This window comes from Ferruginibacter sp. SUN002, assembly GCF_050611725.1.
Lineage (GTDB): Bacteria > Bacteroidota > Bacteroidia > Chitinophagales > Chitinophagaceae > Ferruginibacter.
In genome coordinates this window covers 2,733,406-2,749,286 of sequence record NZ_JBODJB010000001.1, presented here as the reverse complement: position 1 = coordinate 2,749,286, position 15,881 = coordinate 2,733,406, and the positions used below count along the sequence as shown (strand labels likewise).

3 protein-coding genes are annotated in these 15,881 nt (G+C 38.7%); all 3 read left to right on the top strand.

Annotated elements, in window-relative coordinates; translation table 11 throughout:
• Window positions 1-2,260, top strand: a 2,260-nt coding sequence (locus ACQ33O_RS11850; RefSeq protein ID WP_430995799.1) for an SdrD B-like domain-containing protein, incomplete at its 5' end; no start/stop codon positions are given.
• Window positions 2,261-2,425: 165 nt separating this feature from the next.
• Window positions 2,426-3,940: a hypothetical protein gene (locus ACQ33O_RS11845; RefSeq protein ID WP_430995798.1), complete on the top strand. Its 1,515-nt coding sequence runs from the start codon at window positions 2,426-2,428 to the stop codon at window positions 3,938-3,940.
• Window positions 3,941-4,512: 572 nt separating this feature from the next.
• A complete protein-coding gene (locus tag ACQ33O_RS11840) occupies window positions 4,513-15,717 on the top strand; it encodes an SdrD B-like domain-containing protein (protein ID WP_430995797.1) in 11,205 nt (3,734 codons plus the stop codon).
• Window positions 15,718-15,881 lie beyond the last annotated feature (164 nt).

Sequence of the window (15,881 nt, the reverse complement as noted above, 5' to 3'; positions counted from 1 at the left end):
CAACGGTGCAGGTTGTGCATCAGTAGATACTTTACATTTAACAGTAAACTACGGTACACACAATGCCTCAACACAAGTTGCTTGTGAAACTTATAACTGGCATGGTACAGATTATACAACAAGTGGAGATTATACTTACAGCTATACCAACGGTGCAGGTTGTGCATCAGTAGATACTTTACATTTAACAGTAAACTACGGTACACACAATACAACAACACAAGTTGCTTGTGAAACTTATAACTGGCATGGTACAGATTATACAACAAGTGGAGATTACACTTACAGTTATACCAACGGTGCAGGTTGTGCATCAGTAGATACTTTACATTTAACAGTAAACTATGGTACACACAATGCAACAACACAAGTTGCTTGTGAAACTTATAACTGGCATGGTACAGAATATACAACAAGCGGCGATTACACTTACAGTTATACAAATGGGGTAGGCTGTGCTTCAGTAGATACTTTGCATTTGATCATTAAACATGGCACTCATAATGTAACAACACAAGTTGTTTGTGATACATATAATTGGCATGGTACAGATTATACAACAAGCGGCGATTATACTTACAACTATACAAATGGGGTAGGTTGTGCATCAGTAGATACTTTACACTTAACCGTTAATTATTGCAGTAGTATAGGTAATTCCGTTTGGTATGATAAAAATAATAATGGCATTAAGGATGCTAATGAAATAGGTGTTAGTGGTATAACAGTAAAATTATATGATTGCAGTGGTACATATTTGAATCAAACAACAACAACGGATGCAAATGGTAATTATCAATTTAATAATGTGTCGGCCGGCAATTATGTGGTAGGCATTACAACTACTTCGGATTATGCAAAAAGTGATGCAGGATCAACAAATGCAAATGTTGATGACCAAAATGATGGCGTAAATATTGTTGGCAGCGAAATACAAACAAATTGTTTTACTATCAACGGTTCAAATGACAATATAGATTTTGGGCTAAAAGGCTTGGGTAGTATTGGTGATCTAGTATGGAATGATTTCAACGGTAACGGTATTCAAGATGATGGTGAACCGGGTATTGGGGGGGCTACAGTAACTTTGACTTATCCTAGTGGTTCAACAATTTCAGTATTAACCGATGCTAAAACCGGTATGTATCTATTCAGCAATTTAGCTCCCGGTACTTACAGCTTAACATTTGTTACACCGGCCGGATTAGCACCTACTTTATCTGCTCAGGGTGGTGACAATGCTTTAGATAGTGATCCGGTTAATGGAGTAGTAAGTAATATCGCTTTATCGGCCACTCAATCAATAAGTAATATTGATGCCGGTTTCTATGCGCCATTTGGTTCAATAGGTGATAAAGTTTGGATTGATGCAAATAAAAATGGAATTCAGGAAGGAAGCGAAGCTGGTGCGGCAGGAATAACAGTTTCATTACTTAATATTTCGGGTTCAGTTATCGCTACAACTGTAACAGATGCGTCAGGTAATTTTACATTTACAAATGTGCCGGTTGCATTAGGAGGTTCTGCTTATCAGGTGAGATTTACTTTGCCAATAACTCACAAGTTCTCTCCTGAACGTGCAGGTGGTGATGCGAATACAGATAGCGATCCGAATACATCAACAGGTACTACCGGATATATCACATTGACTCCGGGGGATAAATTCAAATCAGATATTGATGCTGGTATCTATACAATAGCTACAGTTTTACCTGTTAAAATTTTGGATCTTAACGGTGTTAATAAAAACTCAGAAGTGCAGCTTTCATGGATAGCAACAACAGAACAAGGCTTTAAGCAGTTTGAAATAGAATACTCTTCTGACGGATATACTTTCACTAAGATCGCAACCATTAGCGGTACATCAAATGAAAAAAGTTCTTATTCGTACGCACATACTTCACCAAGTTCAGGTGTAAATTATTATCGCTTGAAATCGGTTGATATCAACGGAACATTCTCTTATAGTAATTCAATTGCTGTAAAAGTTGGAGTAACAATAGGCATTGTCAATGCTTATCCGAATCCTTTTACCGATAGAATCGATATCAACTTCCAAAGTCAGAATAGTAATAAAATTACAATACGAATGATCGATATTTCAGGAAAGGCAATAAGATCAATGACCGGAAAAATAAATAGTGGAAACAATCACTTAGTAGTTGGTAATCTGTCTAATTTGCAAGCAGGTACATATATTCTTGAAATAGTTGATTTAAGCGATAATGCAGCTTACAGATATAAGTTGGTTAAACAATAAATTCAATAAATTTCGCTAATGAGTTCAATAAATGATGTTTTTTAATTAATTGAAATACAATTAGATAGGGTTATTACTTAGGGATAATACAATAATGGTGATTGATTTACGTTTTATTATAAAGTGTAAAGTGTATTGCTTTACATTATTTGAAACAAATCTACCATGAAAAACCCACTTACCCTCAACAACCAATTTTACATTGGTGTCAAGAAAATAGTTTTTCTTGCAGCAATATTATGTGTAAGTACGATATTCGTTTCTCCTGTTTTCTCACAGAATATTGCTATTAACGCTACAGGTAATCAGCCCGATACAAGTGCAATGCTTGATATAAGCAGCACTACAAAAGGATTGCTGATTCCCAGGATGACAACAACAGAACAAAATGCTGTGCCTCTTCCTGCTTCAGGGTTAATATTATTTAATACTACAGATAATGCAATTAAAGTAAATACCGGAACGTCCGGCACGCCGAGTTGGTCGCCATTAAGTTATTTAACAAGTATAGCAACAGGTTATGGTTTAAGTGGTGGTCCTATTACAACAACGGGTACACTTTTAATTGATACGGCTACTCTATCAAACAAGTATATTCGAAAAGTTGATAGTACAGCCGGTGGTTATTATCCTTATTCATCTAATCCAAGAAATTTTTTAAGCTCACTGAACGGAATATCAAATGCAACACAAACCTATGCAGTTGGTACAAGCGGAACAGATTTTGCGATTTCGTCAAGTGGAAGTACACATACATTTAATATTCCCAGTGCATCAGCAACAGCACGAGGATTGATAACTACTTCGGCACAAACTATTGCAGGTAAAAAAACATTTTCGGATACGCTTACAGCAAGTAGTCCGGTTATATTGAGTGCAATACCAACAGGATCATCTACAGATAGTCTTTTAACAATTGATGGATCAACAGGTATGATCAGAAAAAGATCTATAGCCGATTTTGTAAGTACAACACCGTCAAATGTTACTGCATTTACACAGGATAATTTTGAGGATTTTGTATTTGATACTTATGCAGGTTCGGGTTCTAATGATAACCAGTTTGCTTTTACGCAAGTCACTTCAGGTACAGGTTCTTCATCGCAAGTTGATGGTACAGCAGCATTATACACAGCTGGTGGAGCAGGTAATGATTATGCCGGTATACATGTTTTAACCACCGGAACATCAGCAACTGGAATTGCCGGCTTAGGTTCTTTCAATAATGTAGATAAAATGAAAGTAGGAGGGAAGCAAACTGTTTTTGAAGTAAGAGTGAGAGTAGAAAATCTTTCAGTTGCCGGACAGTCTTTTGTTACATATTATGGGTTAGGAGATCCGGTTATTACAACTTCCGGTGCACCTGCTAATGGTATTTATTTTACCTATACGCATGGTACAAACTCTGGAAAATGGGTAGCGACTACTAGGTCATCCAGTACTTCTACAGATTATAATACCAATACAACAGTTACAGCCAATCAATGGTATAGGTTAAAAGCAGTTATTAATGCTGCCGGAACACAGGTTGATTATTATGTTGATGGAACATTTCTTGGGTCAGTTACAACACATATTCCAACGGCTCCAATGAAACTATTCTTTAAAATAGAAAAAACAGGAGGAACAACCAGTAGGACAACCTCTATTGATTATATCGGCTGGAGAATGGTTAGATAATTCATTTTTGTAATTTGGGTCCTTTCATATACCCGTATAATTCTTACCGAAGTATACGGGCTTTTTTTATTAATTTCAAGCTATCTGCTCAAAATTAAGTACTTACAAGTTATTATATAATATATAACTCAAGAAAAAATAACCTGCAAAACTTTGATTTATTAGTCTTAAATATTACATTTGCCTTCTGAACAGGTGAGAATAATCCGTTTTCCCTGCACCATTATCCCTCCAAAGCCCAACCTTATCACTAAATAATCTTCATGTCGAAAATTTTTTTCGCATGCAACTGTTTTGTAGTTTTTTCCATCTGGGAAATATTATGTGGTTTTCACAATAAAGTATTAACTAATACGTTTACTCGTAATAATACTTAGAAAAGTCCGTATTTTCCGAATCGGTAAATCTAGTAAAAACCGCTAAATGATGTAGAAATACGCAATTTAGTTCTCCAATTATCCCTCGAATTTCCTATTCTCTTTAATGAGATTTTGGCATTGGCTCGTTTGTACACCCACAAATCGACTTTGTACCTAAAATTGAAACAAACTTTAAACCTAAATAGTAAAACGATGGGATTCTCCTCTACGCCAAAAAGATTTGACCTGGTTAAATTTTTAAGTAGCAGCACAGTAAAAAGCAAAATGGCTTTGCTTTCTGTTGTTATTTTATTAACCGGCCTTTCTTCCCTCAAAGCACAGGTTACCGGTACAATTTTCCGTGATTTTAATGGAAATGGTACTCAGCAAACTGTAGCCCCTACAATTGAACCTGGAATTTCGGGTGTAACTGTAAATGCCTACAATTCTGCAGATGCTTTATTAGCAACAACTGTAACCGCAGCCAATGGTACTTATACATTAGCAGTCGGCTCCAGTTCAGTTAGAATTGAATATGTGTTACCTTCTAATTGCCTTGTTGACCCTTCGGTCGACTTTTCCGGTTTAATGGGATCGACTTTTGGTAGTAACGTTCAGTTTAAAACAGGTGGTGCAGGTGTAACTGCAAATTTTGCTGTTTCTAATCCGGGTGATTATGTAAACACTACCAACCCGAACTTTTTGATCAACACATATCGTAATGGTAACCCATTGGTACTTGGTGGTTGGGCAGGAGGGCCGGCAATGTATTCGGCTGCTTATAACAATACCGGAACCACACCAACACCTACCTCAGTTTCAACAGGTGCTGAAATTGGTTCTACATGGGGTATTGCTTATAGCAAACCCTTCAAAAAAGCTTTTACAAGTGCTTATGTAAAAAGACATGCTGGTTTAGGTCCTGGAGCCGATCCTAAATTCCCGATTCCGGCCAATGCTCCGGGAAGTATTTACATTATTGATCCAACCGGTAAAACCGGAACTTTCTTTTTTAGCTTAGATGCATTAGGAGCCTCTTACTATACACATAATCATACCGCAGGTGCAACTTTAAATGTTAGGAGTAATACAGATAGAGGTTTACCGGCTGGTTTAGCTTCTTCAAATACAGATGCCACTACTTATGATCAGATCGGTAAAGTTGGTATCGGTGGAATGGACATCAGTGATGATGGACGTTATTTGTTTTTAGTGAATTTATACGATAGAAAATTATACAGAATAGATCTGCAAAATGCAGCATCTCCTGTAATTCCAACAGCTGCTCAGGTTACTTCTTATGCTATTCCTAATCCGAATTCCGGTGGTGGTTTAAATGCAGGTGAATTCAGACCTTTTGCTGTAAAATTTTATAGAGGTAAAGTTTATGTAGGTGGTGTTACAAGCGGACAAACTGCTGCTTCTGCATCAGCACCAAGCAATGCAAGTATGAACGCATATGTTTATGCATTTGATGCTGCAGCTTTAACCTTTAATACAACTGCTTTAATGACTTTCCCTCTTTCTCATGCAAGAGGTACAAATACTGATGGTATCCTTGAAAATTGGAGACCATGGACAAACGCTTTTACACCTGCTACAATAGGTAGCGGTTCAAGTTATAGAGGTGGTTTACCTCAACCAATGTTTACCGATATTGAAATTGACGGTACAGGTAGCGTTATTGTTGGTTTCAGAGACAGGTTTGGTGATCAGTCTGGTTACCAAAATAATAACCTTGCAGGTACACTTTTATTTAGTGGTTTCTCTTATGGTGATATATATCGTGGTAAAATAAATTGTGCAGGTACATGGACTTTAGAAAGTAATGGTACTGCAAATGGTATCACTACTGCAGGTGCAGGAAACGCTCAAGGACCTGGTGGCGGTGAGTATTATTATCAAGATAATATTTCTACTTACCAAATAAATAATGGCTTAGGTGGTCTTGCTCAATTGCCGGGTGATGTAGATGTTATGACATCAATACCCGATCCGATTAATATCTGGTCACAAGGTGTTTCTAAAATGAGGTACACAGATGGTACTAACGCCAACGATTATGAAATGGAAACAACAGCTCAAAGTACAACTTTGATCGATGGAACATTTGGTAAAGCTAACGGTATGGGTGATGTGGAGTTAATGTTAGATAATCCGCCAATTGAAATTGGAAACCGTGTTTGGAATGATTTAAATGCTGATGGTATTCAGGAGGCTGGTGAAGCTGGTGTTGCTGGTGTGTCTGTTTTATTATTCACAAATGGTGCTGATGGAATTGCAGGTAATGCAGATGATGTGCAGGTTGGTACAGTAACAACAAATGCAAGTGGTGAATTTTATTTCACTTCAGCTACTGGAACTGATGTTACGGGAACAGACTACGGTGTAACAATCAATCCAAATGCAGGTTATAATTTAAGAATAGGTTCGGCAAGCTGGGCAAACGGGGCTACATTAGGAACCGGTGCGTTAGCTAATTTCGGTATAACTATTAAAGATAAAGTTGGTGCAGGTCAGACAGATTTGAGCGATAACGATGCAGCTTTAAATAGCAACAGTGTTCCGATGATTTCATTTACTACAGGTAAATATGGTCAAAATAACCATAACCTCGATTTCGGGTTTATTCTAAAAAATCTTTCTCTTGGTAACAGAGTATTTTTAGATAAAAACAGAAGCGGTAAATATGAGCCGTCAGATGATCCGATCTCTTTTACCACGGTTCATTTATATAAAGATGACAACAATGATAATGTTCCCGATGGTGCTTTTATAGGTGTTACAATGACTGATGTGAATGGTTTTTATTCTTTTGTAAATCTTGCACCAGGAAACTATATTGTAGGTGCTTTAATACCAGCTCCATTAGCTATCACCGTGATCAATGGTGGGGATCCGGATAATAATACTGATGAAGATAATAATGGTATCAGTATATATAATGGAGAAGCTATAGGTAATGCAATTACGCTTACTAACGGTGGCGAACCAACGAATGGTATCACTAACAATACATATGATATTGGTTTGTATAACCCAATACTTCCTCCCGACGGCGGTAAAGTTTGTTTCTCAGGAACATCTTCTATTGTTTGGGCAAAAAGTACATGGACTGCAAACGTAAATGACGAAACAGTTACCATCAGAACAACATTTGCAAAAACATTTGTAGATAATACTTATGGTACAAGTGCTATTGGCTGGTCAGGTGGACACACTTTCGGTAATCTGACAGGATCGGATAACCTTACATGGTCTATCAGAGATGCTAATGGTGTTGAAAAATTAAAATTCCAACAAGATTATATTAGTGCAACAACTGTGAGCCCAGCTGCTCCTTCAGGATATACAACACTTGGTTTTGGAGGTGATGGTAATAACCCTACTATTGGTTTGGCATCTGATGTTTTGAGTTTCAGAACTTCTATGGATGTTAACTTTAATAACTATGGTTACGTGTTAACAACAAATTCTCCTGCTACAAATACAAGTTATGCACCTAATGCCAATTATCCTAACTGGATATTTGATGTATGGTATGAAGTAACAGTTAAAAAATCAGCGTTTGGTGCAGCAGGTTTTGGTTTCCCTGTTGTGGCTTCTGTACATGCTAGTCCAAGTAAAACAGGAAACAATACAGAGATCGTAACACAAACTCCTTGTGGTGATGGACAGATAGGTGATTTTGTATGGAACGATGCAAATGGTAATGGTATTCAGGATTTTGGTGAAGCCGGAATTGCAGGTGCAACTGTAACACTTACTAAGCCTGATGCTTCAACTGTTGTAGCAACTACAGATGCAAATGGATTCTATTTGTTTGATAAATTAGCCATAGGTACTTATACGGTAACGTTTACAACTCCTGCAGGTTATAGTGTAACAACATCTAATACTGGTGCTAACGATGCAAAAGACAGTGATCCTGTTAATGGAAGCGTTAGTGTTACTTTAACTGATGGTCAGATCAATCTTACAATTGATGCAGGGTTCTTATTAGCGTCTTTAAACTTAGGTAACTATGTTTGGAACGATCAAAACAATAACGGAACACAAGATGCAAGCGAACTTGCTATTGCCGGTGCAACTGTAAATCTTTACAGAGATGCCAATGGTGATAATATTGCAGATGGTGCAGCAATTGCTACTACTACAACTGATGCAAATGGTATTTATGGATTTACAAGCTTAGCTTCAGGTAATTATATTGTTGGTGTTGTACTTCCTGCAGGCTATGCAGCAGGTTCAACTACAGCAACATCATCAACTCCTAATAACGATGATAATACAGATAATAATGGTGTCAATACAGTAGCTGGTGAAGTACGTAGTAATTTTATTACTTTATCTGCTTCAGGTGAGCCAACAACTGATGGCGATGATGCTAACGGTAACCTAACTTTAGACTTCGGTTTAAAAGGTACAGGTTCTATCGGTGATTTTGTATGGAACGATTACAATGGTAATGGTGTACAAGATTTAGGTGAACCGGGTATTACAGGCGCAACAGTTACATTGACTTATCCAAATGGTGCAACAGTTTCAACAACAACTGATGCAAATGGCGGATACTTGTTCAGCAACTTAGCACCGGGTAATTATAGTGTTGCTTTCACAACTCCTTCAGGTTTTGCTGCAACTACTTCAAACTTTGGTGATGATGCAAAAGATAGTGATCCGGTAGGAGGTGTTGTAGCCGTGCCATTAGCTGCAGGCCAAAACAACACAACGATCGATGCTGGTTTTGTGTCTTCTTTACTATGTGTTGGAAATAATGTGTGGAATGATCAGAATAATAATGGTTTGAAAGATGCAGGTGAAGCTGGTATTGCTGGTGCAACTGTAAATTTATACAGAGATGCTAATAACGATAACGTCGTTGATGGTGCTGCCATTGCAACTACAACAACTGATGCAAGCGGTAACTATTCTTTCTGTTCATTAACTCCGGGTAATTACATCGTAGGTGTAGTTATACCAACCGGTTACGCACCAAGTACTACAAATGGTGGCGATCCGGATAATGATACGGACAATGATAACAACGGTAAAAATATTGTAGGTACAGAAGTTAGAGGTGATGCGATCACTTTAACTACAACCGGTGAGCCTGGTGGTAATACAAATAATACGTATGACTTCGGTTTAAAAGGCACAGGTTCAATTGGTGATTTTGTGTGGAACGATTTGAATGGTAATGGTATTCAGGATGCTGGTGAACCTGGTATTGCAGGCGTGACGGTTACATTGACTTATCCTAATGCTGCTACAGTTTCTACAACAACTGATGCAAATGGAGGATATTTATTCAGCAACCTGGCACCTGGTACATACAGTGTAGCATTTACAGCTCCTGTTGGCTTTACAGTTTCTCCTTCTAACCAAGGTGCTGATGATGCTAAAGACAGCGATCCAATCGGAGGTGTTGTAAGTGGTATCGTATTAAATGCAGGTCAAAACAATTTAACAATAGATGCTGGTTTCCAATGCAACATTATGAATATTGGTAACTATGTATGGAATGATCAAAATAATAATGGTACTCAGGATGCAGGTGAACCGACTATTGCAAATGCAACCGTAAAATTATATGCATCTAACGGTACAACATTATTGGCAACAACTACAACCGATGCTACAGGTATCTACGGATTTGTAGGATTGACTCCTGGTGATTATATTGTTGGAGTAACAATTCCTGTAGGATATGTAGCTGGTGTAACTACTGCTACTTCAGCAAATCCAAACAATGATAATAATACAGATAACAATGGTGTTATTGTTATTGGTGCAGAAGTAAGAAGCAATGTGATCACATTGATCGGAAGCAGTGAGCCAACAACAGATGGTGATGGAAACAATGGTAACCTTACTTTAGACTTTGGTTTAAAAGGTACTGGTAGCATTGGAGATTTTGTTTGGAATGATACAAATGGTAATGGTGTACAAGATGCTGGCGAAGCTGGTATCCCGGGTGTAACTGTTACTTTAACTTACCCTAACGGTGCAACAGTTTCAACAACAACTGACGCAAACGGTGGATATTTGTTCAGCAATTTAGCACCGGGTGGATATAGTGTAACATTTACTACTCCTTCAGGCTATACAGCAGCGCCTTCTAACCAAGGTGGTGATGATACGAAAGACAGTGATCCTGTCGGTGGCGTAGTAAGTGGTATTACTTTAAGTGCAGGCCAAAATAATACAACGGTTGATGCAGGTTATAGACAATGTCCTGGTTTGCCTTCAGCTCCGGGAGTTGCAGTATGTTACGGTACGCCGGCAACGTTAACTGCTACTGGTGCAACAGGCGCAAGCTTTGCTTGGTATGATGCTCCAACAGGAGGTAACTTGTTATCTACTTCAGCAACATTTGTAACCTCAAATATTACAGTACCTGTTACTTACTATGTACAACAAACAATTGGTGGTGTGTGTGGTGCAAGTGGTCGTACAGCCGTAAACGTTACGGTGACAGCATTACCTATTTCAGGTATAAATGGTCCGGCTTCAATTTGTGCAGGTGAAGGTGCATTGTTCTTTGCAAATGGTGCAGGAACAGGTGCTACTTATGCATGGACATTTGATGGCGCAACACCGGCAACGGCTGCTGGTCCAAGTGCAACTCCTGTGTATGATCTGCCGGGTGAATATGAAGTGACTTTAGTTGTATATAAAAATGGTTGTAGTGTAACTTACAAATCAACTATCGTAATTACTCAGTCGGTATTTGCTGCTGCGGGGCCGGATCAGGATCTGTGTCTTGGGGCAAGTACTAATATTGCAGGTAATGGCCCGGTAGGTGCTAATTTTACATGGACAGTTGTTGCAGGCGATCCTACATCAATTGACAATGGTGCAAATTCAAAAACAGTGTCTGTGTCACCGTTAGTAACTACAACTTACAGATTAACAGTTACTCAAAACGGTTGTACAAGAACTGATGAGATCGTAGTATTTGTAAACGTAAATAAAAACCCAACTGCAGATGCAGGTCAAAATAAAACGACTTGTGCAGGAGTTCCCGTAACAATCGGTGGTAACCCAACAGGTACACCGCCGCTTGCAATGCCAAATGCTCCTTTAGGATATGTTTGGACCGGAACAGGTTTAAATAGCAATGATATCGCTAATCCAACAGTAAGTATTACAACTCCGGGTGTATATGATTACAGAGTAATTGTATATAACATGTTAACCGGTTGTTCTGATACTGCATTTGTTCAGGTTAATGTACAACAATGTTATGATTTAGGTAATTCAGTATGGTACGATAAAAACAATAACGGTTTACAAGAAGCTGCAACTGAAAACGGCATTGGTGGAGTAGTAGTTAAATTGTATGATTGTAGCGGTAATTATTTAAATAAAACAACTACAACTGATATCAACGGTAACTATAAATTCAATCTTGTACCTGCAGGAAACTATATCGTTGGAATTACAACTCCTACAGGTTATTTGAAAGCAGATGTGGCTTCAACAAATGTATCTGTAGATAATCAAAACGATGGTGTGAATGTAGTAAGTACTGAAATACGTACAAACTGTTTCCCATTAACAGCTTCAACAGATAATATCGACTTCGGTCTGAAAGGTTCAGGCAGTATTGGTGATTATGTTTGGAATGATTTCAATGCTAACGGCGTACAAGATGATGGTGAGCCGGGTATAGGCGGTGCTACAGTTACATTGACTTATCCGAGTGGTAACCAGATATCCGTACTTACAGATTCTAAAACAGGTTTGTATTTATTCAGCAATCTGGCTCCGGGTACATATACTGTAACTTTCGTTACGCCTTCAGGAATGGTGCCTACACCTTCTAATCAAGGTGCTGATGATGCAGTTGACAGTGATCCGATCAATGGTACTGTAACAGGTATTGCATTGTCTGCAGGACAATCGATCCTTACCATCGATGCAGGTTTCTTTACTCCAATAGGTTCTATCGGAGATAAAGTTTGGAACGATGCAAACAGAAACGGAATTCAGGATGCAAGCGAAATTGGTGTTGCAGGTGTAACAGTTACTTTGTATAACAATGCAGGTACTGTTCTGTCAACAACAATTACAGATGCGTATGGTTATTATAAATTCACTAATCTTCCTGTTGCATTAGGTGGAACAAATTATCAGGTACGTTTCAGCTTACCTGCTCAATATCAGTTCTCATCTAAAGATCAGGGTGGCGATGATACAAAAGACAGCGATGCTGATGTGATCACAGGAAAAACCGGTATCATTACATTAACTCCTGCTAATAAAGACAGATCAGATGTTGATGCTGGTATCAACTATACTATTCCTGCTAAGATCGGAGACTTCATCTGGAATGATATCAACAAAGATGGCTTCCAGGATCCTAACGAACCGGGCATTGCAGGTGTAACGGTTACATTGTATGATAATGCAGGTATTCCTGTAATGTCAACAATAACTGATAACAATGGTCACTATCAATTTACAGACGTACCGGTAGGTACTTACACATTGGGTGTATCTGCTCCGATAGGCTTCAACGCTTCTCCGAAAGATGCAAGTGCCGATGATGCGAAAGATTCTGACTTTGATCCGACAACATTCAAAACAGAACCATTCAACGTAACATATGGTACAACCAACCTTACATTCGATGGTGGTTTCTTCGCTGCTCCGTTAAACTTAGCAAGCGTAGGCGATAAAGTTTGGAATGACTTGAACGGAAACAGTTTACAAGATGCAAATGAACCGGGTGTTCAAGGTGTTAAAGTAGAATTGTTCACAAGTGCCGGTGTCTTGGTTGCTACAACTACTACCGATGCGTTTGGTTACTACATCTTCAGCAGCCTTGCTCCGGGAGCATACTATGTTAAATTCTCTGATATTCCTGCAGGCTATGCAGTGGTAACACCAAATGTTGGAGGCTTGGCAAACGTAGCGATCGATAGTGATATCACGGGTGCTAACGGTACCGGTACCACGCCAACATTCACATTGTTGCCGGGTCAGTCAAAAGTTACTGTAGATGCCGGTGTACGTAATTCATCTGTAACTAACAATAGCACATTGGGTGATTATGTTTGGTACGATTTAAATAAGAATGGTGTTCAGGACGCAGCAGAAGTAGCAGGTGTACCGGGTGTAACAGTTACTTTGTACAACGCAGCAACTAGTGCGGTGATCAAAACAACAACAACTGATGCAAATGGTAAATATTTGTTTACTGATTTGGCAATTGGTACTTATGTTGTTGGTTTCTCTAATCTTCCTACAGGTTATGTACTAACATCTAAAGATGCCGGTGCTGACGATTCGAAAGATAACGATGCAGATGCAACAACAGGTCGTACAGATATTTACAGCATTCTTGCTGATGGAACGAATATTCTTACAGTAGATGCAGGTATTATATCTAACCCTAACGTAAGAGATGGTAAAGCAACATTAGGCGATAAAGTATGGAACGATATCGATGGTGACGGAATACAAGATGCTAACGAACCAGGTATTGCCGGTGTAACGGTTGTATTATATGCAGGTAATGGTACAAGTGTGATTGGAACAACAACTACAGACGGTCTTGGTAACTACATCTTCACCAATTTAGATGCAGGAAGCTATGTAGTAGGCTTCAGTGGTTTCCCAAGTGGTTATGTATTAACTACTTCAAAAGCCGGAACTGATGCAACAGTAGATAGCGACCCAAGTACTATTACAGGAAAAACAAATGCAATTACTTTGGTTGCAGGTGAAGTGAATACAACTATAGATGCCGGCCTTATCGCAATCAATCCTAAATCATCTTTGGGTGACAGAGTTTGGTTCGATAACAATGGTAATGGTATTCAGGATGCAGGTGAACCGGGTGTTGCAGGTGTAAGTGTAAGCTTATTCGATCTTGCAGCCAACCTGATCAAAACAACAGCAACCAATACAAACGGTAACTATTTGTTTACAGATCTTGAAGCAGGTAGCTATGTAATTGTATTTAATAATTTACCTACAGGTTATTTCCCAACTACACAGAATGCAGCAGGAAGTAACTCAACCAATAACAGTGATGCAAACTTCTCAGGTATAACAGGTACGATCGTGTTACCGGCTTCGGCTACAGATCTAACATGGGATATGGGTATCCTTTCAAACAATAAAGCATCAGTAGGTGATTATGTTTGGAACGACGCTAACAACAACGGCATTCAAGATGCATCAGAAAAAGGAGTTGGTGGTATAACTGTAACATTGTACGATAATACAGGAGCAGCGGTTACCAATACTGTAACAGATGCTAACGGTTATTATAACTTCAGCAATGTTATTCCTGGTACATATACTATTGGGTTCAGCAACATTCCTGCTAACTCAGGATTTACAACTAAGAATGCTGTAGGTAGTACAGCCGCTAACAACAGCGATGTTAATTCGGCAACAGGAATTACCGATGCGTTTGTTTTAGTCGGCGGTCAGGTAAAAACAGATGTTGACGCAGGCTTGATCTCAACATTTGCAGCAGTAGGTGATTATGTTTGGTATGATATCAACTTCAATGGTAAACAAGATGCTAACGAGCCTGGAGTACCGGGTGTAGTAGTAACTTTGTACAATGCAAGTAATGTAAAAGTTGCTTCAGCTGTAACCGACGGAGATGGCTACTACTTTATCAATAACATTCCGGTTAGTGGAACAACCAACTTTACAATGGGCTTCACTAACACACCGATAAACACAGAAGGATTTACTATTAAAAATGCTCCAGGAACTACATCTGCTAATAACAGTGATGTTAATCCGGGTTCAGGTAGAACAGATGTGTTTACATTAGCACCGAATCAAATTCGTTTGGATATCGATGCAGGTATCATCACTACAAGTGGTGGTCCGTTACCGGTAACATTGGTAAACCTTGCAGGTGTATATGCTAACGGTGTTGCACAATTGAACTGGGCTACATTAACTGAGTTGAATTCAGATCGTTTTGAATTGGAATACTCAATCGATGGTATCACATTCAGCAATATCAAAAACATTGCAGCAGCAGGTAACAGCAGCACTCGTATCGATTATACTTATGCTCACAACCAGCTGAAAGTGGGAGCCAACTACTACAGATTGAAAATGATCGACAGAGACGGACGTTCTACTTATAGTAACATAGTAGTATTGAATGTAGCGGCTCAAGGTATAGCTATCACAGGTATCTATCCTAATCCGTTCATCGATAGAGTAAACATCTCAGTTACTACAGGTACAAGCGAAGTTGTTAAGATCAAAATATACAACGCAGCAGGACAAGTGATCCGTGATCAACAATCTTCTGTAAGATCAGGTGTAAATAACATTACTGTAAATAATTTAAGCACACTTGCAAGAGGTACTTATATTGTTGAAGTAAGAACAACTGATAAAGTGTTAACACAAAGACTGATCAAATAAAATTCAGTTTAAAATAACTATAACCAAACCAATCCTCAACGGCCACCCAAAAGGTGGTCGTTTTTTATGTGTCACGATAGTTCAAGACCGTCAGGTATATTGAAAAAAGTAGTAGCAGAAAAATTGGTACATACAAAAGCCGGGTTGCTTTTATTGTCACAATG